Annotated in this window: 21 protein-coding genes and 1 other annotated feature; of the genes, 11 read left to right on the top strand and 10 right to left on the bottom strand. The window is 49.9% G+C overall.

Translation table 11 applies throughout. The annotated features are described in order from the left end of the window. Positions 1 to 103 precede the first annotated feature (103 nt). Together EXY25_RS04640 and EXY25_RS04635 are read left to right on the top strand one after the other, a co-directional pair. The gene (locus EXY25_RS04640) at positions 104 to 2,491 is read left to right on the top strand and encodes a marine proteobacterial sortase target protein (protein WP_130565877.1); all 2,388 of its coding nucleotides are present in this window, start codon (positions 104 to 106) and stop codon (positions 2,489 to 2,491) included. Continuing rightward, positions 2,491 to 3,186, top strand: a complete 696-nt coding sequence (locus EXY25_RS04635; RefSeq protein ID WP_130565876.1) for a class GN sortase — start codon at positions 2,491 to 2,493, stop codon at positions 3,184 to 3,186. Before EXY25_RS04640 ends, EXY25_RS04635 begins: the two co-directional genes overlap by 1 nt. Before the next feature lies 1 nt (position 3,187). On the opposite strand, the gene EXY25_RS04630 is transcribed toward EXY25_RS04635, so the two are convergent. Continuing rightward, entirely contained in the window at positions 3,188 to 5,350 is a 2,163-nt protein-coding gene (locus tag EXY25_RS04630; RefSeq protein WP_130565875.1) for a sensor histidine kinase, read from the bottom strand. Between the two features lie 380 nt (positions 5,351 to 5,730). Here EXY25_RS04630 and EXY25_RS04625 point away from each other — a divergent pair, with 380 nt between their 5' ends. The 3 genes from EXY25_RS04625 (at position 5,731) to EXY25_RS04615 (ending at position 7,785) form a co-directional block, all read left to right on the top strand. After that, a complete protein-coding gene (locus EXY25_RS04625) occupies positions 5,731 to 6,687 on the top strand; it encodes a YbgA family protein (protein ID WP_130565874.1) in 957 nt (318 codons plus the stop codon). A 170-nt stretch (positions 6,688 to 6,857) separates the two neighbouring features. Beyond that, complete coding sequence (ppnP, locus tag EXY25_RS04620; protein WP_114337972.1) at positions 6,858 to 7,175, top strand: pyrimidine/purine nucleoside phosphorylase; 318 nt, start codon at positions 6,858 to 6,860, stop codon at positions 7,173 to 7,175. A 76-nt stretch (positions 7,176 to 7,251) separates the two neighbouring features. Beyond that, entirely contained in the window at positions 7,252 to 7,785 is a 534-nt protein-coding gene (locus EXY25_RS04615) for an HAD family hydrolase (RefSeq protein WP_130565873.1), read from the top strand. 61 nt (positions 7,786 to 7,846) lie between these two features. Here EXY25_RS04615 and EXY25_RS04610 read toward each other — a convergent pair whose 3' ends face one another. The 8 genes from EXY25_RS04610 to EXY25_RS04575 form a co-directional block, all read right to left on the bottom strand. Then, the gene (locus EXY25_RS04610) at positions 7,847 to 8,146 is read right to left on the bottom strand and encodes a YciI family protein (protein ID WP_114337974.1); all 300 of its coding nucleotides are present in this window, start codon (positions 8,144 to 8,146) and stop codon (positions 7,847 to 7,849) included. After that, positions 8,146 to 8,706 carry a septation protein A gene (locus EXY25_RS04605; protein WP_130565872.1) on the bottom strand — a complete coding sequence of 187 codons (561 nt, stop codon included), beginning with the start codon at positions 8,704 to 8,706 and terminating at the stop codon, positions 8,146 to 8,148. Before EXY25_RS04605 ends, EXY25_RS04610 begins: the two co-directional genes overlap by 1 nt. Positions 8,707 to 8,871: 165 nt before the next feature. After that, positions 8,872 to 9,681, bottom strand: coding sequence for a tryptophan synthase subunit alpha (trpA, locus tag EXY25_RS04600; protein WP_114337976.1), 810 nt, complete (start codon positions 9,679 to 9,681; stop codon positions 8,872 to 8,874). Continuing rightward, a complete protein-coding gene (trpB, locus tag EXY25_RS04595) occupies positions 9,678 to 10,871 on the bottom strand; it encodes a tryptophan synthase subunit beta (RefSeq protein ID WP_114337977.1) in 1,194 nt (397 codons plus the stop codon). The genes trpA and trpB overlap by 4 nt, the downstream gene beginning before the upstream one ends. Positions 10,872 to 10,879: 8 nt before the next feature. Beyond that, the gene (gene trpCF / locus EXY25_RS04590; protein ID WP_130565871.1) at positions 10,880 to 12,256 is read right to left on the bottom strand and encodes a bifunctional indole-3-glycerol-phosphate synthase TrpC/phosphoribosylanthranilate isomerase TrpF; all 1,377 of its coding nucleotides are present in this window, start codon (positions 12,254 to 12,256) and stop codon (positions 10,880 to 10,882) included. After that, positions 12,256 to 13,269, bottom strand: coding sequence for an anthranilate phosphoribosyltransferase (gene trpD / locus EXY25_RS04585; RefSeq protein WP_130565870.1), 1,014 nt, complete (start codon positions 13,267 to 13,269; stop codon positions 12,256 to 12,258). Before trpD ends, trpCF begins: the two co-directional genes overlap by 1 nt. A 10-nt stretch (positions 13,270 to 13,279) precedes the next feature. After that, on the bottom strand, positions 13,280 to 13,903 hold the full coding sequence (locus EXY25_RS04580; RefSeq protein WP_114337980.1) for an aminodeoxychorismate/anthranilate synthase component II: 624 nt from the start codon (positions 13,901 to 13,903) through the stop codon (positions 13,280 to 13,282). Further along, entirely contained in the window at positions 13,896 to 15,515 is a 1,620-nt protein-coding gene (locus EXY25_RS04575) for an anthranilate synthase component 1 (RefSeq protein WP_130565869.1), read from the bottom strand. Before EXY25_RS04575 ends, EXY25_RS04580 begins: the two co-directional genes overlap by 8 nt. 160 nt (positions 15,516 to 15,675) lie before the next feature. Further along, positions 15,676 to 15,771 (bottom strand) — a sequence feature (Trp leader region). A gap of 63 nt (positions 15,772 to 15,834) precedes the next feature. Here EXY25_RS04575 and rnm point away from each other — a divergent pair. Genes rnm through rluB form a run of 5 tightly spaced genes read left to right on the top strand, consistent with a single transcriptional unit; the run spans position 15,835 to position 19,690 of the window. Beyond that, positions 15,835 to 16,764 (top strand): RNase RNM, encoded by a 930-nt coding sequence (gene rnm / locus EXY25_RS04570; RefSeq protein WP_281275290.1) that lies wholly within the window; start codon positions 15,835 to 15,837, stop codon positions 16,762 to 16,764. A gap of 11 nt (positions 16,765 to 16,775) precedes the next feature. Then, entirely contained in the window at positions 16,776 to 17,396 is a 621-nt protein-coding gene (locus EXY25_RS04565; protein ID WP_114337982.1) for an L-threonylcarbamoyladenylate synthase, read from the top strand. Next, the gene (locus EXY25_RS04560) at positions 17,396 to 18,241 is read left to right on the top strand and encodes a segregation and condensation protein A (protein WP_130565868.1); all 846 of its coding nucleotides are present in this window, start codon (positions 17,396 to 17,398) and stop codon (positions 18,239 to 18,241) included. Before EXY25_RS04565 ends, EXY25_RS04560 begins: the two co-directional genes overlap by 1 nt. Then, positions 18,228 to 18,836 (top strand): SMC-Scp complex subunit ScpB, encoded by a 609-nt coding sequence (gene scpB / locus EXY25_RS04555; protein WP_130565867.1) that lies wholly within the window; start codon positions 18,228 to 18,230, stop codon positions 18,834 to 18,836. The genes EXY25_RS04560 and scpB overlap by 14 nt, the downstream gene beginning before the upstream one ends. Next, positions 18,833 to 19,690: a 23S rRNA pseudouridine(2605) synthase RluB gene (gene rluB, locus EXY25_RS04550; RefSeq protein WP_114337985.1), complete on the top strand. Its 858-nt coding sequence runs from the start codon at positions 18,833 to 18,835 to the stop codon at positions 19,688 to 19,690. Before scpB ends, rluB begins: the two co-directional genes overlap by 4 nt. Positions 19,691 to 19,759: 69 nt before the next feature. Here rluB and EXY25_RS04545 read toward each other — a convergent pair whose 3' ends face one another. After that, positions 19,760 to 20,503: a YciK family oxidoreductase gene (locus EXY25_RS04545; RefSeq protein ID WP_207232103.1), complete on the bottom strand. Its 744-nt coding sequence runs from the start codon at positions 20,501 to 20,503 to the stop codon at positions 19,760 to 19,762. Between the two features lie 245 nt (positions 20,504 to 20,748). On the opposite strand from EXY25_RS04545, the gene EXY25_RS04540 reads away from it, so the two are divergent. After that, the gene (locus EXY25_RS04540; protein ID WP_130565866.1) at positions 20,749 to 23,190 is read left to right on the top strand and encodes a VolA/Pla-1 family phospholipase; all 2,442 of its coding nucleotides are present in this window, start codon (positions 20,749 to 20,751) and stop codon (positions 23,188 to 23,190) included. Positions 23,191 to 23,201 lie beyond the last annotated feature (11 nt).

Genomic DNA, 23,201 nt, shown 5'->3' with positions numbered 1-23,201 from the left:
CCACAATTCGTCATAATGTTTCACTAGTTTGCCACCAGAACTGCCGGGAACTGCCCCTTATTACTGCCTAAATAGCATCAGGATCAAATTACGGAGTACGCAGATGCTGAGGTCAAACCTTCCCCCCCATCAGGTCATTCTTGATCGGCCATTGCCTTTAAAACGGCGCCACCCTCAAGTCAGTGGTCAGTTGTTCCATCGCGAGGTGGTTTCTACACCTTACAAGACAGCGAAGCGAGTTCTGGGATTTGTTGTCCTTGCGGGGGCCGCCGTGGTGTTGCTGTTGACGCTTGGCCGCGCCGAAGCCGCATCGATGGCAGGGCGCACGTCGACACCTGTTGGGCAGTCGGCGATATCAATTGAAGGTGATATGGATGGCCAAGCCAGAGCCTCGGCAGGCAGTGGCGATAGCTTGCCTGTGCTGTCAGCGCCACGTTTGAATGAAGATGATATCAAGGCACCGCAGCTGATGTTGCAGCAACCGGGAAGATTTACCCAAGCGGTGATGTTGAGTTCGGAACTGGATCTGGATATTAGCGGCATGATAGTCAAGGCGACGTTAAAGCAGCGCTTTAAAAATACCACTGACGATTGGCTGGAGGGGCTCTATCTATTGCCCTTGCCTGAGAACTCTGCAGTGAACCGGATGACCATGCAGGTAGGGGATCGCATTATTGAAGGTGAGATAAAAGAGAAGCAGCAAGCTAAACAACTCTTTGAGCAGGCGCGTAAAAGTGGCAAACGCGCCAGTTTATTGGTGCAAAGGCGACCTAATATGTTTAGCAATAAGGTGACGAACATTGCCCCCGGTGAAGAGGTGATTGTCACTATCAGCTTTTTGCAGCAGCTCGATTATCGTGATGGCGAGTTTCAGTTGCGTTTTCCTATGACCATTACCCCCCGATACTCCCCTGGGGTGCCTTTGGCTGATATCCCGGCGGAGGAGACCAACGCCAGTGTAGATCTGAGTGGTGATTTTAGTTGGGCGTTGCCGACGACGCAGGTGCCTGATGCTGTGCAGATATCTCCTTATATGTTTTCCCGCCAAGAACAGCAGGAGAAGCTGCTTAATCCGATCCAGATCCGAGCAAATATTGATCCCGGCATGCCGCTTGCTGCTTTGACTAGTGATTCCCACCAGTTAATAGTCAGTGAGCGCGAGGGGCAATATCGTGTGGGTCTGACATCGCCACAAGTCAGCATGGATCGTGACTTCTTACTGCGTTGGCAACCAAAACTCGGCAGTGAGCCGAAAGCAGCCTTGTTTACCCAAGAGGTGGATGGTGATAGCTACGGGCTATTGATGTTGATGCCTCCCGCTAATGTGAAGTCTGCCGACGGCCAAGGAGGCCCTCAGAGTGGGCAGGCGATGGCGAAAGAGATGATTTTTGTTATCGATACTTCCGGTTCCATGGCGGGTGAGCCGATCAGGCAAGCGAAACAGAGCTTAATGACAGCACTGACCTGGTTGCGGCCACAGGACAGCTTTAACCTTATCCAATTTAACTCCAGTACCAGTATGCTGTTCCCACAAGCGATGCCAGCGAATGATGCGGCATTGCAACATGCTCGTCAGTATGTGCAGCGCTTGGATGCTGGTGGTGGTACCGAGATGATGTCTGCGCTGCAAGCCGCATTGAATAATCAAAGTCAGGGAGATGAACAGGGTAGGAATGCCGTTCGTCAGGTGGTGTTTATTACTGACGGCTCAGTAGGCAATGAGCAGGCACTGTTCCAACATATTCACCAAAACCTTAGTCATAGCCGGTTATTTACCGTAGGTATTGGTGCCGCGCCCAATAGTTTTTTTATGCGTAAGGCCGCCGAATTCGGTCGTGGCAGTTACACCTATATCAGTAATGTTCAGCAGGTACAGGGACCAATGTCATCGCTGTTCAAACGTTTATCCTCACCGGTTGCCGACGGTATTCAACTGCAGTGGCAACAGGGTATTGATGCCGATGTTTATCCTCGCCGTATTCCAACTCTCTATCTGAACGAGCCGTTACTTATCAGTTTCAAAGCGAACAAGTTAGATGGGCAACTAGTAATTTCTGGTCATACCGCGAAAGCCCCTTGGCGCAGAGAGTTAAATTTGGCACGCAAGGGCGGCAGCGACGGTGTATCGACCCTATGGGCGCGTTCCAAAATAGAAGCTTTGATGGATGAGAAAGTCGCAGGAGCAGACAAAGATGAGATACGCGAGCAGGTGCTATCTGTCGCGCTCACTCATCAATTAGTGTCCTCCTATACCAGCTTCATTGCTGTTGAGAAAACGCCCGTAAGGCCCATGGATCAGCTGTTGACTAAGGCGCCTGTTCCAAATGTACAACCACAGGGGCAGGCAGCGCAGAGTTTTGCCGTGCCTAAAACTGCCACCGGCGCCGATTTTAAATTGTGGATTGGTCTACTGGTTTTTCTCTGTTCACTATTTGTGTTGATGCGTTTGAACCAGCAGCAGGAGCGCTCAGATAACCTGGAGGCTATCTGATGAGCATATTGACTAAGAGCTTTAAACTCGGGGTGTGTTGCATCGCATTGGCTGGGCTACTGATGGTCAGTGATGCTGTTTGGATCAAAGCTAAGGCGCAGTTAGCTCAATGGCTTATCGCCAGTGCGTGGGACGAACCAGAGGCTAAATCTGATGATGATATTTCAAAACGTCCCTGGCCATGGGCTGATACTTGGCCTATGGCCAGATTACAGATCCCACAACTGGGTATCGAACAGTTTGTGATGGCGGGACTGGATGGCGAATCTCTGGCATTCGGACCGGGAATGGCCGTGAACACTCAGCTTGAACAGGGGATGATGATTGCTGGACACAAAGATACCCACTTTGATTATTTGCAACGCTTGCGTCCGGGAGATCGTGTGCAGGTTCAGTTACATGGAGAGCGTTTGCTGGAATTTGAGGTGAGCGCGGTGGGGGTGTTAGAGCTTGGGCAGGGAAATAATCAATTGGTCGTGGCACCTTCTGAGCTAGCTTTGGTGACCTGCTATCCATTTGGTGTCCAGGTAAGTGATCCGCAATTACGCTATCTGGTGACAGCTAGAAGGTTAGAGTATGCAGAGCCGCTGGCGGTGGCAGGAGTGCTAGATAGCCTGGATCGCAGCTTTGTTAATGACTCGCGCGAAGATCATCCGTTGCATCAGTGGTTGCAAAGTAGAGCCGTTAAAATGTAGCTCACTTGCGGGTGGGCACTTCAATGGTAAATTGAGTGCCCCCTTGCTTTCTGCTGCTGACGGTGATGACGCCATGGAGTCGCAAACTCACCAAATTGTAAACCAGATAGAGGCCTAAGCCAGTGTGGCCAGTACTGCGCTGCGTGGTATAGAAGGGTTCAAACACTCTGGGGAGCGCCGCTTTATCCATGCCTAAGCCAAAGTCCTGATACTTAATCACCAGATTGTTGCCTTTATGGCTAACAGATATGTTCACCTTTCCATGCTTATGGCCAGGATAGGCGTGATGTGCACTGTTATATAACAGGTGGATCAGTGCCGAGGATAACGCATCTACATCGCACTCTAATATCAGTGCCTTGTCGCATTGAACATCGAGTTCCAGCTCCAGTTCTAAATCATCCTTGATCCGGAAATAACTCGATTGAATGACCTCCCAAATGGTCAGTGATTGCCAGCGACTATCCTCTTTTTCAAACGAGTTGGATTTAAAAATATCCACCAGACTGGAAGCTCGCTCTAAGCTGCGTAAGATGCTTTCTGCAGCATCATGTGCGCGAGTGAGCGATTGATTTAGGCGCTTTTTCGATAATTGTGCTTGTAGCAGTTGGTTGGTGAGTGATTGTGTCTCTTCCACCAACATAGAGGCCATGGTGATACCTGCCCCTAACGGTGTATTTAGCTCATGACCAATACCAGCAACCAGGCGGCCTAAACTCGCTACCTTTTCTGCTTTGTCTAATTTCAGGTGGGCATTTTTTAGTGCTTCGAGTGAGCACTCCAGCTCATGTTGTCGCTCAATCGATTCGAATAACATCTTTTGCCGATTAATCGCCTGGGATAACTGGATCCCTAGGGCTTCGCCGAACTCGCACACCAAAACATTCACTTCGGCAACCAGATAGCCAAACACCATGTGTTCAAAAGCAAGTGGGTGAACTAACCAGATGGTGTCGTTGCGACTCGGTGTTCGCCATCTTTGGCCGATATGCTCGGGGAGAAGTTGATCTGTGACGATAGATTTTTGATGCTCAGCCAGCGGGATGACTTCGCCATCAACCACTTGGTGCTGCAGCTTGGCGTCACTGCTATCATCGTCATCAAATAAACAGAGATAGAGCTGGTGAATGCCTGCTGAGTCTAGGTTTTGTGCTGCTTGGTCAAAAAGCAGTTTCAGATTGGTATGTTGATATAGTTGCTGATCGAAGGTGAGGCGCTGCGCATGCATGTCCCTGACCAAGATCTGCGCCCGCCGCTGCTTGAGGTATATGGATTCTTTAACTTTGTGGTGCTTGATTTTTGCACCGCAGCTTTCGCGAATAATTGCTTTGCTAGGAATATCTTTGGTGTCGTCTAACTGCTTGCCCGATATCTTCGCTAGCAAGCCTTTGGCGGCCGCTTGACCCATGGCGTAGGCCGGATAGCTGACCGTTGTCAGAGCTGGCTCCATCGCTTCAGCGTATTCGAAATTGTCAAAACCTGTCACCGCCATATCCGTAGGGACGGCTAATCCGCAATCTGTCAGCCCCTCAATGAAACCGTGCGCGCTCAGGTCATTGGCACACACCATCACTTCAGGTAGCGGTTTCCCACTCTCCACTAGTCCCTTAGCGATGGATCTTCCTGTACTGCGAACGAAGTCACCTTGCAGGATCCACTCGGGATTAAAGGGCACATTGTGCTTTTCCAGCGTATCGCAGAAAGCGTTAAAACGAGCGTTTGCTTCTTCATTGGCCACGGGGCCACGGAGAAAGCCCAACTTGCTGTAGCCTTGTTTGCTAATTAAATGTTTGACCACATTACATATCCCTTCCCGGTTGTCAGCTAACACGGATGGGACGCTGTCGAGTGCGCTGCCTATATTGATGATGGGAAGGTGTTTAAACAGGCCGACTAACTGCTCCGTGGCGTCATTTCCGGCTGAGTAGCCAATGCCACCACCATAGAAAATCACACCATCAGTGGTATGGTCGGGCAAAAATTCGTAGATCCAATTACGAATATTGTTTGCGTCGTTAGGTCCAGGGAGATAACCACCAACAACGGTCAACAGTTCGTAGCCATGAGAGCATAGGTAGTCTCTGGCACCGGCAAGCAGTTCCTGTTCTACTTTGAATACCATGGTTGGAAGAACCATGGTGATAGTTTTGTTTAATTCAGCCAAGTCGCAATTCTCGCATCACAGAGTCAACACTCCGTTTCGACTTTTTGCTACGTTATCTCTTAACAACAATGTAGTTGTTACCCCTGAAATTACGAGCTAGCCATCAGCAGAACCGGTGAGACCGGCTGGATGATATCGAGCGGTTATAAGTGGCTTATGCCGTTATTTTGCTGAGTTAACGTTACCAAATGCACTTTAACTTACCAGTGGTTCTCTGGTAGTTAGTGAGCTTGTTAACACAAAGCTTCATTTTAACGACGACAGATGTGATTACTCACCCGTTTTTATCTGATCCAATAACCGCGCTTTGGCGTAAAAGTGAATATGGCAACAAATTGTTGACCACGTTGAGCTGAGTAACTTGTAGGGGCGAAGGGACAATGAAGCAAATAGAAAAAATCCCGGTAGGGGTCAGTGCTTGTGTCGTTGGGCAAAAAGTACGCTTCGACGGCGGTCATAAACAGTCTGGTTTTGTAGTCCGAGATCTTGACCCCTATTTCGATTATCGTCCAGCTTGCCCTGAGATGGCAGCGGGGATGGGAACGCCTAGACAGACGGTGCGTTTAGTCGAGGATGGCGATTGGCTCAAGGTTCGCGGCAGTCGGGATCGCAGTTTTGATGTGACAGATGCGCTGCACAATGCTTCAGAAAAATTGTCCGATGGATTGGCTGATTTGCGTGGTTACATCTTCTGTGCCAAATCACCTAGCTGCGGCATGGAGCGGGTGAAAGTGTATCACCCGAACGGTCACACTTTGCGTCATGATGGTGTGGGAGTTTTTGCAGAGAAGATTTTAAAGAAATACCCGTATCTGCCCTGTGAAGAGACTGGGCGGCTGAACGATGTGTTAATCCGGGAAAGCTTTTTGACGCGGGTGTTCACCTTAGATCTGTGGAAGCGAAATGTAGAAGCCAACTTGACTAAAAAGTCGTTGCTCGACTTCCACGCTAAGCACAAGCTGATGCTGATGGCGCATTCGCCAGAACATTATCGAGCCATTGGCCCGCTGCTGGCTGATTTGAGCAGTGCCAATCTGGAGCAGGTGGCGTACCGCTATATTGTGCAGCTGATGCAGGGCTTGGCTGTGCCGGCAAGTCGGAAAAAACACACCAATGTATTGATGCATATTCAGGGCTATTTCAAACGGGCTTTGGAAGTGGGTGACAAGGCAGAACTGACACAGATGATACATAGGTATCGAGAGGGGTTATTGCCGCTGAGTACACCCAGAGAGCTACTAAAACACTATTTACGCAAGCATCGCGATGATTACCTTCAGGGGCAGCGTTACTTTCAACCCTATCCAGAGCATTTGACTGTGAGGACTGTATTCTAGTTTACCGCTTTCTTACTAAACCCTTTGTGTTAGACAAATCCCTATTTTGCAGGTCTATGGCCTGCTTTTTTTTATATTCTGGGTTGGCTGTTTTTGCCATCTCATTCATGCCACTATAGCGCGGTAATAATTATTAAAGGTTCGACTATTTAGAGCATTAGGAGTGTTAAGTGGAAAAGTTTGAGAATGTAGCCGTCACCGTTAAAGCCAATGTTTACTTCAATGGTCAAGTGACCAGCAGAGCTGTCACATTTGCCGATGGTTCGACCAAAACTTTGGGTATTATGCAGCCAGGTGAATATGAGTTTGGTACGGCCGAAGCGGAACTGATGGAAATCACTGCCGGTAAGCTTCAGGTACTACTTCCTAATGAAACTGAATGGCGTGCAGTGGTTGGCGGTGAATCATTTAATGTGCCTGCCAATGTGAAGTTTAAGGTTAAAGTGGAAGAGTTGGCTGATTACGTCTGTTCCTACTTGGCCGATTAAACTGCGCTTATTTGTTGTATCCATAAACCCGACAAAGTCCTTTTTGTCGGGTTTTTTATTTTGCACATTGGAGGGGATGGAAGTGCAGCTTGATAACCGAACGACACTGCTATTCGATTGGGGTGACACCCTGATGGAAGATACCCTTGGCGTGCCCGGCAAAATGTGTGAGTGGCCGCAAGTAAAGGCGATGCCTGGGGCTGAAAAAATGCTGCAGACACTGTCGCAGTCTTTCCAGATCTGTATCGCCACCGGTGCTGAACAATCAACCGAGGCTGATATTCGTAGAGCCTTTCGAAGGGTGGATCTAGACCAATATATTGATCACTATTTTTGTCGTCAGAACACTGGCTTGAGTAAGCCTGATCCTGCGTTTTACCAATTTATTCTGAATGAACTTGGATTGGCGGCAAGTGATGTGGTGATGATTGGCGATCATTGGGATAAAGATATATTGCCAGCAGCTGGCTTGGGGATGGCGGCTGTCTGGATAAACGTGCAAGGGCAAGCCGTTGATAGGACTGAGTTGGCAGGGGAGCGAGATCGGCTAATGATTAATGTTAAGCAATGCCAAAGCCTGAATGAACTCGCTCAATTATTAGCTATCTAGAAAAATAGAAAACGCGACAGTGGCCGCGTTTTACTTAATGAGTGATAGAGCAAGATAAAGGTTAAGGAAGCACTTTCTTAAACGGTTTTACGATAACGTTCTGGTACACCCCGGCATCGATATAGGGGTCGGCATCTGCCCAGGTTTGTGCATCGGCAAGGGAAGGGAATTCGGCGATCACTGTTGAGCCAGTAAAGCCAGCTTCACCCGGATCTTCACTATCGATGGCAGGCATCGGCCCAGCCACCAACAAGCGCCCTTGCTCTTTTAATGCTTGCAAGCGGGCGAGGTGGGCTGCACGCGCTTGTTGGCGTAAAGGCAGACTGTTATCAACATCCTGTGAAAAAATCACGTACCACATTATTCATTTCCTTCATTTTGTTCTGCGGGTTGTTCTTTGGGCAGGTGCTTAAATAGGTAGATCCCGGTGACGAGTGTGGCACACAAGGTTAAACCGAGTAGGCCGAAAACTTTAAAGTTCACCCAAACTTCTTGCGACATATAAAACGCCACGTAGATATTGGCCAGGCCGCAACCGAGGAAGAAGAACGCCCAACCTAGGTTTATCTTTCCCCATACCGCATCAGGCAAGACTAACTCTTTCCCCAGCATCTGCTTAATCAGTGGTTTTTTAAACGGATATTGGCTGATTAACAGAGCGGCAAAGAACAGTACATTGACCACGGTGACTTTCCACTTTATGAAGACATCGTCGTGGAGAATAAGCGTGAGCCCGCCAAATACGGTTACCAGCACAAAAGTGATCAGATGCATCTTCTCGACTTTGCGATGGCGAAACCAGCCATAAGCCAACTGCAGGCCGGTGGTAATGATCAATGATCCTGTCGCCCAGTAGATATCCTTGAGCTTATAAAAAGCAAAAAAGACGATCAGTGGGAGGAAGTCGATAAATTGTTTCATGCAAATAGGGCCTTGCTGGCTCAGCAGCGTTATTCAGTTCAATGCAAAAATGGCGTTTGATGACCATGTAGTCTGGCGCTAACGGCGCATGGTGGCAATGTTTAGCAAAACTAAGCGTAACCGTTTGTGTGTAACGGTTACGCTTCACTGCTGGATCCAATCGAACTATTTAACGGTTGCAGCTTTCATTGCCGAGATAAAGCTCGTCATTTCGGCGAGCAGTCGATCGGTATCATCGACGTTGTTTTCAATTACTTTCACCACAGCTGATCCGGAAATCGCACCAGCAGCACCTGCAGCGATAGCTTCTTGGACTTGAGCGGGCTCACTGATACCGAAGCCTAGCAGTGCAGGAGGCGCATTAAAGCGGTTGAGTGACTCTAGCAGTGCTGCCACTGGCATCTCTGCTTTGGTTTCTGCGCCAGTGACACCGGCACGTGACAGTAGGTAGGTGTAGCCTTTACCGTAACGGGCGACATTAGCTAAGGTGTCGTCGTCAGCATTGGGGGGAGCAATAAAGATTGCGTCGATACCAAATTTTTCCGCCGCTTCACGGAACGGGACGCTCTCGTGGCTAGGTACATCTGCAATGAGTACTGAGTCAACGCCTGCTTCGGCGCAGCGCTGATAAAATTGCTCGATGCCATTGGTATACACGAGGTTGGCATAGACCAATAATCCGATAGGTACCTGCGGGTACTTTTCACGAATAATGGCCAACATCTCAAAACAGACCAATGGATTAACGCCGCTAGCGAGTGCGCGCACCGTGGCTCCCTGGATCGTTGGGCCATCGGCAATCGGATCAGAGAAGGGGATCCCCAATTCTAAGGCGTCAGCGCCGGCAGCGATCAAGGTGTCGATAATCGACAAGCTTGTTTCACGATCGGGATCACCTATGGTGACGAAAGGAACGAATGCACCTTGGTTTTTGGCTGCCAGTTGCTCAAACAGCTGTTGATATCGATTGCTCATGAGATATCTCCTTTTTTCGCCAGAATGTCAGCGACGGTGAAGATATCCTTGTCGCCACGGCCTGATAGGTTCACGATCAGTAGTTGCTCTTTCTCTGGGTTTTCTTTCGCCATTTTTAATGCGTACGCCAGTGCATGGGCTGATTCCAATGCCGGAATAATCCCTTCGTGACGGGCTAATAGCTGGAACGCTTCAAGAGCCTCGTCATCAGATGCCCAAACGTAGGTGCCACGTCCCGTCGCTTTCAAGTGAGCGTGCTGCGGGCCAACAGAGGGGAAATCAAGTCCGGCTGAGATGGAGTAAGACTCCTCTACTTGGCCGAACTGGTCTTGCATCAGAATGGAACGCATACCGAAGAATATCCCCGGCTTACCATGCTCCAGCGGTGCGCCGTGTTCTTCGGTGTCGATACCTTTGCCTGCTGGTTCAACGCCTATCAATGCCACCTCTTTCTCATCGATAAAGTCGGCAAACATGCCGATGGCATTGGATCCGCCACCAACACAGGCGATTACTGCATCTGGCAGGCGCCCCTCTTTTTCTTGAATTTGGCGCTTTGCCTCTTCGCCGATCATGCGCTGAAACTCACGAACAACAGTGGGGAAGGGGTGAGGGCCTGCCGCAGTGCCGAGTAGGTAGTGGGCGGTCTTATAGCTGCCTGCCCAGTCGCGTAGCGCTTCGTTACAAGCATCCTTGAGGGTGGATGCGCCTGATGTCACAGGGATCACTTCTGCGCCCATCAGCTTCATACGAAACACATTGGGCTCCTGCCGTTCAATGTCTTTGGCACCCATATAGATACGGCATTTAAGGCCCATGAGGGCGCAGGCCAGAGCGGTTGCAACGCCGTGTTGTCCGGCACCTGTTTCGGCGATGATCTCATGTTTGCCCATATGCTTGGCGAGCAGTGCTTGCCCCAACACCTGATTGGTTTTATGGGCGCCGCCGTGCAACAGATCTTCCCGCTTCAGGTAGAGGGTAGTTTTGGTACCTGCAGTCAGGTTGCGGCACTTGGTCAAAGGCGTTGGACGGCCAGCGTAGTCTTTTAATAGATCTGAAAACTCTTTTTGAAACGCCGGATCTTTTTGTGATGCAATAAATTCCTGCTCAAACTGCTTCAGTGCAGGCACTAGCAATTCTGGGACAAACATGCCGCCAAAATCACCAAAATAGGGGTTTAATTCGCTCATCTTCTATCCTAATAATCTCTTAATACTTGTCTTAACTGGGTGAGTTTGACAGCACTTTTTTCACCTGGAGCGGTTTCTACGCCGGAGTTGAAATCCAGTCCAAAGGTGCCAATTGCCAGTGCTTTTTCCGCGTTTTCTGGAGCGAGTCCGCCAGCTAGAAAAAGCTCACTAACGTTGTCATAACCATTTAGAAGCTCCCAGTTGAAGCGTCGCCCGACACCACCAAAGCTCTCTTTGTGGTAGGTGTCGACCAAGTGACGGTCGACCGGCCAACTGCCGAAATCCGGTAACGCTTCGGCAATGCGATGCGCTTTCCAGATTTCACAGCCCTCCGGCAGTAGTGGTCGTAACTGCTCAACAATTGATGAATCTTCATCGCCATGGAGTTGTACGGCGCTGAGTGGTAATTCGTTGGCCAATGCAGCCATCTTTTCTGGTGATTCATTGACAAACACGCCGACAAATTTGAGGCCATCGACGGTCGTTATTTCTGCAGCTTGTTGTTCACTCACGGCTCTCGGTGAACCCGGAAAAAAGATCAACCCGCCGTAGGTCGCACCGTTTTCTTTCACCAGCTCGGCTTGAGTTTTATGAGTCAGGCCACACACTTTATGGTGACCAAAAATCAGGTTGCGACAGGCCATATCAACGTCTGGTTGTGACATCAGTGAACTGCCCACAAGAAAGCCATCAACATAGGTCGCTAGCTCACGCACTTCACTGTTCTGGTAGATGCCTGATTCGGAGATAACAATTCGATCATCGGGTACCTGAGGAGCAAAGAACTTGGTTTTATCGAGTGAGATGCTCAAATCACGGAGGTTTCGATTGTTTATACCGATCACCTTACTGCCGAGAGCGATGGCGCGGTTCATCTCCTCTTGATTTGATACTTCGGTCAGTACATCAACCTGCAGAGAATCAGCTACCTGATGAAGTGACTTATACTCTTCATCATCCAGTACCGATAGCATCAGCAAAACAGCGTCAGAGCCATGTAAGCGGCCAAGGTAGATTTGGTAGGGATCGACGATAAAGTCTTTATGCAGCACGGGCTGAGTGACTTGATCGCGCACCTGTTTTAAATAGGCCAATTTACCTTGGAAATATTTCTCATCGGTCAACACAGAGATAGCAGCAGCATATTTGGTGTAAACAGAAGCGATGTAATCGAGCTCAAATTCTGGACGGATTAGTCCTTTTGAAGGCGATGCTTTTTTGCACTCAAGAATAAAGCCTGCGTTTGGCTCTGATAGCGCGTCATAAAAAGAACGATCTGAGGGGGTCAGTTGATCGATAAATGTGTCTAGCGGGCGCTGTAGTTTAAGCTCGACTAGCAGCTCGCGCTTATCTTTGACGATGCGATCAAGCACGGTCTCGGTCATTACTGATCTCCATTTTGTTCATTGCTGACGGTCGCCAGCCCTTCGGCAATAGCGAGTGGCTTAGCACTGTCCATCGCTTCAATTGCCAGCAGTGCACCTTGTTTAAGGCTGCTGGCTAGTCCACTCACGTAGAGCAGGGCGCCGACATTGGCTGCCACGGCACTGCGTTGTGCTTCTGTGCCTTGGCCGGCTAGGATGGCACGGGTAATGACGGCATTTTGTTCTGGCTCGCCGCCTTTCAGGGCATCCAACGGATGCTGTTTCAGGCCAAAATCTTCCGCCGTTACACTGTATTCTTTGATGCCGTCGCTGGTGACTTCTGCCACATCGGTTGGGCCATGCAGCGCGATTTCGTCAAGGCCACTGCCATGGACAACCAGAGCATGCTTAACCCCTAAATATTGCAACGCTTCTGCGATCGGCTTGACGAGCGCCGGACTATAAACGCCGAGTACCATATATTCAGGTTGTGCCGGATTGATCAGAGGCCCAAGGACATTAAATAGAGTGCGGGTGGCCAGTGCTTTGCGGACAGGCATCGCATGTCGAATACCACCATGGTATTGCGGCGCAAAAATAAAGCAGCAGCCGACATTATCGAGGCACTTTCTTGCTGTGTCAGGGCTCATTGTAAGGTTGACCCCTAATCGCTCCAGTAGATCGGCAGATCCCGACTTGGATGATACCGAGCGATTACCGTGTTTGCAGACTTTCAGGCCGCAGGCCGCAGCGACAAACACGCTGGTGGTTGAAATGTTGATGGTGTGATGACCATCGCCGCCAGTGCCAACGATGTCAGCAACAGGGTAGGCAGGCTTCGGAAAGCTTGCCGCTGCTGCACGGAGAGCATCCGCAGCACCGGCTATCTCTTGCGGCGTTTCACCTTTGATCTTCAATGCGGTCAATAGCGACGAGATAACCACTGGGTCCATTTCGCCACGAATGATTTCGCTAAACAGTGCAGCGGTTTGCTCGCGGCTCAGATCCTGTTGTTGATAGAGAGATTCCAGCATGATGTTCTCCTTATACCTGTGCCGTTGCCCAAGTCAGGCTTTGAGCTAATAGTCGTGCACCGTCTGTGGTGAGGATCGATTCGGGATGAAATTGAAAACCTAACACCTTGCATTTGGCATCCATCACCGCCATTGGCAGAGACTGGTAATCAGCAATAACCTGCAGGTTTTCTACTCGCGTCGCTGCTAGTGAGTGATAACGTGCCACCGGCAGAGGTTGCTGCAAGCCGTTAAACATCGCTTCTCCGATATGGCTGATCGCGGACGATTTACCGTGCAAAATATCTCCTGCAGAGCCTACTTCACCACCATAAAACTGGACGATGGCTTGATGGCCGAGGCAGATCCCCAAAATAGGGAACTGGCCTTGGCAAAGGCCGATAAGTTCGAGCATACATCCCGCAGATGAGGGATTGCCCGGTCCGGGAGAGAGCACCAAGATGATCTGCTCCCCCTTGTCTGCATGTTGCTGCATCTTTTGGTGGATAAGCGTCGCCGCTAAATTATTGCGGTAGATAACCACTGGATGATCTAATGCGCGAAATTGGTCCACCAAGTTGTAGGTAAATGAGTCGAAGTTATCCAGCAGAAAGATCGTGGCTTTCTTTTCCGTTGCAGGGCTTAGATTATTCATGTGCCGCTCCTTCCGCTTGCTTGGCTGCCTGATTTAGCTGCTTGTTGGCGCTGACAATTGCGGAAATTACCGCTTGTGCTTTATTGCGAGTTTCGTCTGCTTCCGCTTGCGGTTGAGAGTCAAACACCACGCCCGCACCGGCTTGAATGGTGGCTTTACCATTTTTGACAAATGCACTGCGAATGACGATGCAGGTGTTCATGTCGCCGACGCCATTAATGTATCCGACTGCGCCGCCGTAACTGCCACGGCGTTTTCTTTCAGTATCTCGGATAAGTTGGGCTGCTCTGATTTTTGGTGCGCCAACCAGGGTGCCCATGTTCATGCAGGCCTGATAAGCGTGTAGCGCATCCATATCTTCCCGAAGCTCACCAACCACGCGGCTGACTAGATGCATGACGTGACTGTAACGATCGACTTTAAGTAGTTCGGCGACATGGCGGCTGGCGGGCTTGGCAATACGGGCAATATCGTTACGTGCCAGATCGACCAGCATAATGTGTTCAGCCAGCTCTTTTTTGTCGAGGCGGAGCTCCAATTCCATGCGGCTGTCGAGATCGGCATCGATGGAGCCGTCTGGGTTGAAGCCGCGGCGACGAGTACCGGCGATAGGATAGACCTCGACTTGACGATCTTCTTGCTCATATTTGAGCGCGCTCTCTGGTGAGGCACCGAACAACACAAACTCTTCGTCGTTAACATAGAACATGTACGGGCTGGGGTTGCTTGCTTTTAGCTCGCGATAGGCAAATAGGCTGTCTGGGCAAGCGATATGAAAGCTGCGAGATGGTACCACCTGGAAGATATCGCCGCAGTGAATGTTGTCTTTAAGCGTTTCTACCTGTTGGCAGAACTGTTCGTCACTGGTGTCTGTGGTGACGTCAATGGCGGCGCTTTCTGCCACCTTGCTACTGAGTTGGCTGGGGTTGAATTTTGTTAGCTGCTCTTTTAACGCCTCAATGCGGCGGGTTTTCAGATAAAACTGTTCACTGGCACCGTCACCACCAAATACGCAACCTGTGATCTCGCTTTGTTGGGTTTGGTGGTCGATAACAATCAGTGTTTCAGAGAGATAGAACAGGTAATCTGGGCAGTTGTTTTCACCGTCAGCGACATCCGGTAAGGGTTCGAAGCTGGCTATCAGATCATAAGCAAATGTACCGGCCAGGAAGATCGCATCATCGTTACTATTGCGTGTTTTGAGATGATTAACTGCCGCGCGAAGTGCTTCTAAAGGAGACAGGGCTTTTAAACGTTCCTCTTCGTCGAGGATCTCTCCGACTTCAGGGAAGTTCAGCACGGCACCATTATCTGTTTCAACGACGGCGACACTGTCAGGTAGCGCACTTAAAATTGTCGACAGTGCGTTGCGACCGTTGTCGCTTAATAGAGTCAAGGTAACTTGGCGTCCACTGCAACTGATTTTAAGGGCGGCGTCTAATAGCAGCAGGGACTTTAGATCCGCTTTACTATCTATTTCTGCTGATTCCAGCAGGACAGTGTTCTTTAATTCACCGTGATGGGTAAGTAATTCATATAAGGCCAATGGATCCGCGATGTAAGGCGCGGTGGTGGTGAGCGCTTCAACCTCACCTGATGCTAGATGGCTCATGCTTTTTCCCTGCTGACTCTCTGTTTTTGGCTATCAATTTACGATGTTTGCGTGACCGATTATCGTAAAATGACCCCACACTATACTGCGCAAAAATGACGCTGCAATCTCTACCTGTCTGGACGGGCCATTGATTCATGGTTGTTCCCGAACGGCAGACATAAAAAAACCCGCTCAATTGGCGGGTTTTAATGTTTCTGAAGACAATACAAAGCCGAAACACTACCCGCTATGGGAAGTGCCACCACCACACGTTGCTGATGTTAAGGCTTAAAATCATTAGGTATTACTCCTGAAACAGTGCGCTCAAGCATGCAATGTGAAATCAGCAGTGTCAACCCCCTATCAGGGTATGAGACAATATCGCTATAAAAATCACACTTTCAGCTACGTGAGCCTGTCTTTGATACACGATTTTCATTGCCACAGCACCGCCTCTGACGGCAGTTTGTCTCCGGCGCAGCTTGCCCATCGAGCGGTTGCCCATCGAGTGAGCCAAATTGCGTTAACGGATCATGATTCTGTTGCGGGGCTAGATGAGATGCAGCGCGAGATCGAATCTCAAGGTTTAGCACTGACGCTCACCAGTGGGGTGGAGATCAGTTGTGCTTGGGAAGGGATGGAGATCCATATTGTTGGCTTGAACTTTGATGTTAATCATCCAGCCATCAAGACCCTGTTGGCCGAGCAGAAAGAGCGGCGGTTAAAGCGGGCGCAAGGGATCGCAGACAAGCTTGCTCGTTGTGGCATCGATGATGCCTATGACAAGGCGGCGACCCTGGCGCAAGGAGGCTCTATCACGCGGGCTCATTTTGCCAGGGCGATGGTTAACGAGGGCGTGGTGAAGTCGATGGAAACGGCGTTTAAGAAATACCTGCGCAAAGGTAAACGCGCTTACGTCAATCCAGGCTGGTGTTCCATCGAGGTAGCGATTTCTGCATTACATCAAGCTGGCGGGGTGGCGGTGGTGGCACATCCAACCAAATATCGCATGTCGTGGAAATGGATCCGTCAGCTATTAACTTGTTTTGCTGAGTGGGGCGGCGATGCCGTTGAAGTGGCCATGACACAACAAACACCTAACGAAAAGCGCAATCTTGCTGATTTAGCGATAGAATTTGGGTTGTCAGCTTCTCAGGGATCAGATTTCCACCATCCTGGGAGCTGGGTTGAGTTAGGGAAAAACCTCTGGTTACCGGATGGCGTTAGTGGTGTCTGGGAACGTTGGACAACGCCGCGAGGCGAATAGGAAATATAAATATGAGTCAGTTCTTTTATATCCACCCTGATAATCCGCAGAGTCGGTTGGTCAATCAGGCTGTGGCGATCATTAAGCAGGGTGGTGTTATTGCCTATCCGACCGATTCAGGTTACGCCCTGGGATGCCACATCGGTGATAAGGCGGCGATGGAGCGGATCTGCCGGATCCGTAATATTGATAAAGCTCACAACTTCACCTTGATATGTCGTGATCTGTCAGAGTTGTCGTTGTATGCGCGAGTGGATAACTCCGCCTATCGCCTACTAAAAAATAACACGCCGGGGGCTTACACCTTTATCCTGAAAGGGACTAAAGAGGTACCTAAGCGCCTCCTAAATGCAAAGCGAAAAACTATCGGTTTGCGGGTGCCGGACCACATTATCACTCAGGCTTTGTTGGCGGCGCTGGATGAGCCGATTATGTCGACCTCGTTGATCTTACCTGGAAACGATATGGCTGAATCTGATCCAGAGGAGATCCGTGATCGTTTGGAAAATCAGCTGGATCTGGTCATTCATGGTGGATACTTAGGCGAAATGCCGACGACTGTGGTTGATCTCTCTGAAGATACTGTCGAGCTATTGCGTGAGGGAGCGGGTGATCCCACACCGTTTCGCTAATGGCTGAATCGACAACCACCATTCACGAACCTGCGGTACCTGTGCAGCAGACTTTACCACTCGCCAAAGTGCGTGGCGAAGTGATGTCAGAGGCACCGCTCGATCTCTATATACCTCCTGAGGCGCTAGAGGTATTTCTCGATGCGTTTGAGGGACCTTTAGATCTGCTGCTCTATCTTATTAAGCGCAAAAAGCTTGATATTCTAGATTTGAATTTAACAGAGATCACTGCTCAATATATTGAATATATAGAGTTAATGCAGGATATGAAGCTGGAGTTGGCAGCCGACTATCTGGTGATGGCTGCGTTTTTGACCGAGGTGAAGTCACGCTTGTTGTTACCTGTTCGCGCCAGTGATGAAGCGGATGAGGAAGATCCTCGGGCGGCGTTGATCCGCCGCTTGCAGGAGTATGAGCGTTTTAAGGTTGCGGCACAGGAATTAGATACCTTGCCTAGAGATGAGCGGGATTACTATCAGGCAGCGGCAGAGGCGCATGAGTTAGCTCAGCCGATGAAGATTGAGCCTCAGGTGTCGATGGCTGAGCTGTTCGTGGCATTTACCGACGTGATGAAGCGTGCCAGTGCATTTGAGCACCATCAGGTACAGCGCGAGGCTTTAAGTACCCGAGAACGGATGAGCCTGATTTTGGAAAAAGTGAGTCGCCAGCATTTTACGCCGTTTGATCAGCTGTTTGAGATCGAAGAGGGTCGTGCAGGTGTCGTTGTCACTTTTCTAGCCATTTTGGAGCTGGTAAAAGAATCGATGTTGGATCTGGTGCAAAATGCTGCTTTTCAACCTATCCATGTAAGAGCTGCTGGGGGCGTTGATAGTGCGGAAGATTAATGACGAACAGCTGAAACAGTTGATTGAAGCAGCGCTGTTCGTGGCTGATAAGCCCTTAACAGCAAAAGCGCTGCTTGAAGGTGTGTTGTGTGAATTTACCGTGTCAGGTAAACGGGTAAAAGCAGTGATTGACGCGCTGGTGCTGGACTATGCGCCACGGGGGATCAATTTAGTTGAGGTCGCCAGTGGCTGGCGCTTTCAGTCTGCAGAAGTTATTAGCCCCTGGTTAGGGCACCTATGGCCGGAAAAAACACCACGGTACTCGCGGGCGCTAATGGAAACCCTTGCGCTGATTGCTTATCGCCAGCCAATCACACGCTCCGAGATTGAAGCGGTGCGTGGTGTGACGGTCAGCAGTAACATCATACGGACATTGTCGGAACGGCAATGGATTAAAGTGGTAGGACACAAAGAAGTACCGGGGCGCCCGGCGCTTTATGCTACCAGTAGGCAGTTTTTAGACTATTTTGGGTTGAAATCACTTGAACAGTTGCCAGCCCTTGAGGAGAATCCGCTCTCCGACGAGCCGGTTGATGCGCAAATGCTCGAGCAGGTTGAAAAAACGTCGAATCCACAAGAGGTAATAGAGGCATGAGTGAGAAATTGCAGAAAGTCCTGGCGCGGGCCGGTTTGGGGTCTCGTCGTGAGGTAGAGCAGTGGATCGCTGCAGGCCGTGTGAGTGTTGACGGCGATGTCGTTGAGCTAGGCACCCGTGTAGAAGAGGATGCCAAGATACGTGTGGATGGCAAATTGATCAGAACTACACCGGCAGAAGAAACCACGTGTCGTGTGATCATGTACCACAAACCGGAAGGTGAGGTGTGTACCCGCAATGATCCGGAATCACGCCGCACAGTGTTTGATAACTTGCCAAAGATTGGGGCTGGTCGCTGGATCGCTGTTGGCCGTTTGGATCTGAACACCAGTGGATTGATGTTGTTCACCAATGATGGCGAACTGGCTAATCGCTTAATGCACCCGAGCTTTAAAGTGGAGCGTGAGTACGCTTCTCGCGTGTTTGGCGATGTGTCTGACGATAAACTTAAGGCGTTGCGCAAAGGCGTGATGCTTGAAGATGGCAAGGCCAAATTTGATAAGATCCAAGTGAAGGGGGGCGAAGGCATTAACCAGTGGTTTTATGTCACCCTAAGCGAGGGGAGGAATCGAGAGGTGCGCCGCCTTTGGGAAAGTCAGGAACTAAAAGTGAGTCGCCTGATCCGTGTTCGTTACGGCGCATTGACCTTGCCAAGAGAGTTACCACAAAGTACCTGGCGCGAGTTGTCGTTAGAAGAGGTGAACTATCTGCGGGAAGAGGTGCAATTGCCGAAAGAAGATCGCAGTAAGCCCTCAGTGAAATCAAGGATTGGTGAACAGGAACGTCTGCGCCGGGTGCGTCGCAGTGTCTCTAAACATCGTTCACAAGCGCATCGCCGAGTACGCCGTCGCTAACCCGATTTTGAACGGGAAAAATCAAAAAAAGGCGCTATCTAAGCGCCTTTTTTGTGATTTATTATCAGGTTATTTGGGTTGAGCATCAACGGATTGGCCACGAACATCTTGGCTATCGGGGCCCATCAAATAGAGATAAGTCGGCATGATCTCTGCTGGTGTTTTGAGTTTGTTGGCATCTTCCCCCGGATAAGCGGTCGAGCGCATACTTGTGCGGGTTGCACCGGGGTTGATTGCGTTAACGCGAACGTTGGTGTTGCTCAATTCATCAGCCAAAATCTGCATCATCCCTTCAGTGGCAAACTTGGATACTGCATAACTACCCCAATAGGCGCGTCCCTTTTTGCCCACCCCAGAGCTAGTGAATATCAGTGCTGCGTCATCGGCCTTTCTTAATAGGGATAACAGTGGTTTGGTCATCATCATCTGAGCGGTCACATTCACCTTCATCACGGTTTCCCAGCTGGCTAGGTCGATCTGCTCAAATGGACTGAGAACCCCTAACATACCTGCGTTGAGTAAGACGCCATCCAAGCGGCCAAACTGCTCTTCTATAGTGGTCGCCATATCGATGTAGTGCTGTTCTGTCGCGCCCTGCATGTCGAGGGGGACGATAGCCGGCTCAGGGCCATTGGCGGCAACGATAAGATCATAGGTTTGTTCTAATTTGCTGACTGTCTTTCCTAGCAGGATCACGACAGCACCATGGCTGGCGTAGGTGAGGGCAGCTTGGCGACCAATACCATCGCCAGCGCCTGTTACTAGAATAACGCGGTCTTTGAGTAGGTCATTTGCTGCTTGATAATCCAACATCTTTGTTTTCCGTTTTGTCTGCTTCGGGTCGGCAAGGGGCGCATTTTACCTTCCCCGGTGTGCTATCGCGACCTTTTTACGAAATTGGGATCTCAGTAACATTAAACAGGTGTTTGATGTAGCGATATTGTAACTCTTACGTTACCTTACAAACTGGTAGGAGCAGATCGCCCCAAGTGCTGATCTGTCGAAACCAAGCTCAGTATACCGAGCCATAACTATAAGAAAGGACCTTGGGGAAAAGCATGAGAAAACTAATAATAACCCTGGCCGTTGCATCCGCGTTGGGTGTAACTGGTTGCGACGATGAGTCACTGGATGATGCGCGCAACGATGCAGCGGGCACTCCAGTCATTAATGCTTCAAAAATATCTTATGATCCTGCGAATGGCGTTTTGCCGGTACCAAACGATCTGCTTTATACCGACACAACAGACGGTACATTAAACATTCCTGTTGCCGATCCATCTGATTTGAGTAACCCGCAGGTTGCTATTAACGCATTGGATGGTTGGAGTACTAACCAACCGATGGCAATTGAAGTGATCACTGATACCGATGTGACCATAGACCCAGCTTCGGCGGCTGCGCCTGGTACGGTGAGGATTTTTGAAACCATATTTGGTGGTCCTTTAGCACCCGATGAATGCGCGGAGGTTCCTACTGGTGCCGCTTGTATGGTGGTAGCTGAACTCTCTTTTGGCACAGATTTTATTACGACATCTTCAGGGAACAACTTACTGATCATGCCGCTTGTGCCCATGAAAGCAAAAACGGGCTATCTGATTACGACGACTTCACAGTTAATGGACTCAGAATCCCGTCCTGTTCAGGCATCTTCAACCTATACCTTGGTGAAACAGGATATTAATACGTTACCTTTGGGTAGTGCTTCGCAGTTGTTGCTTCAGGGGGCGGTCAATAGTTATGAAAATGCGATGGCTGCTTTCGGTGTTGATACGACGACGATTACCTATTCTGGTGCGATGACCACCCAATCGATTGAAGATGTGTCGGCACTGAATCGTCTGACTATGGCGGCAGATCCTGCGACGACTCCGGTTTTGATGCCGCCTACGACGACGGGACTAACCGTTGCAGACGCCCTTACTGGACTGGGTATCACAGATCCCAACACTTTGGCAGTGGCTTCAACTGCGTTGCTGGCGAATTCGACTCTCACTAATGTTCCGTATTACCTTGAATTTCCAAATTTCGGTAATTGTGACCTGACTGAACTGGCGACAACATCACAGTGTGATGCGATTAACTCTCATTGGTTGGCCGCCGGTGATAGCCCCATTACTATTCTAGGGGCTGTTCAGTCTGGCGCACTACCGGCAGAAGCTGTTCTCGCCAGTTGCCCCGATGCCGACTTGTCTAATGCTGCCTCTTTAGTAGGTTGCGAGATAAAAGACGCTGAAGGTAACCCAATTGGTTTGGATCCTGAACGTAACCTCACCAAGTACAACCCGTTGGCAGCCCCTACCGAGATGCAAACGCTGGATGTGTTAGTGACCTTACCTGATACCTCTGATGCTGCTAACGGTGTACGAGCAGCATTGGGTTTACCTGCAATTACTGCGGCGCCAGCGGCCGGTTGGCCTGTTGTTGTGTTTAGCCATGGTATTGGTGGTGCGAAGGAACAGAACTTAGCGCTTGCAGGTAGTTTTGCCCTACAGGGATTGGCAATGGTATCCATAGATGCACCATTGCACGGCTCCCGTGGTTGGGATGCGGATATGAACGGGGTGTTCGAGATTAGTGCCAGCTCAGGAATGATCGCGTTTGACCCTGTGAAGTATGCAAACGCGAATGTCTTGTTATACGTAAAGTTAGATAACCTGCTGACGACCCGTGATAATTTCCGCCAAAATATAAATGACCATTTGGCGCTGCGTATGGGCTTTAATTCATTAGCTCAAGTGGCCCCTGGGGTGTTTGATCCGACAAGAGTTTCGATCAGTGGTGTCTCACTGGGAGGTATCAACACTGTATCAACTGCTGCTGTCGGTGGACTGCCGCTGATTGATCCAACGACAGGCAGCGAGTTACCACCTTACTACGCCTTTAGCACTGTCATGCCAAATGTTCCCGCACAGGGCTTGGCTGGTGTGTTTGCCTACTCAGAAACCTTTGGCCCAGTGGCTAAAGCGGCGTTTGTGGAAAGCGATAGCTTTAAACAGGTGCTGTCTGATGCAACAGGCTTGAGTCTCGAAGAGTTGGCGGCACTAGAGGCCAGTGATCCAGATGCTTATCAAGCGCTAGTTGATCAGGTGTATCCTACGTTTATTGCTCAATTTGTTTTCGCTGCACAGACGGTGGTCGATTCTTCTGACCCGGTGGGCTACGCGCCAATTTTGGCGGGGCAGGGTGTGCCTGTGTATTTGGCGGAAGTGGTTGGTGACACTGTATTGCCAAATGACAATTCCGCATTCGGTTTGCCGTTGTCCGGTACCGAGCCTTTGATCCGCGTATTGGGTTTGCCAGGTGTTGATGCGACAGTGACAGGAGCACCTGCAACAGGCGCGGTACGTTTTATCGATTCTGCCCACGGTAGCGTGGCTGATCCGACAGTGAATCCGGCAGCGACCGTTGAAATGCAGACTCAGCTAGCTGTCTATGCTGCCAGTGGTGGCGCGATGATCTTAGTATCAGATCCATCAGTTGTGCAGCCTGTGATGTAGTTTGTAACTTT

It is taken from the genome of Corallincola spongiicola (assembly GCF_004284785.1).
Lineage (GTDB): Bacteria > Pseudomonadota > Gammaproteobacteria > Enterobacterales > Neiellaceae > Corallincola > Corallincola holothuriorum.
The sequence above is the reverse complement of the archived record's forward strand: the minus strand, read 5'-3'. Positions and strand labels throughout refer to the sequence as shown.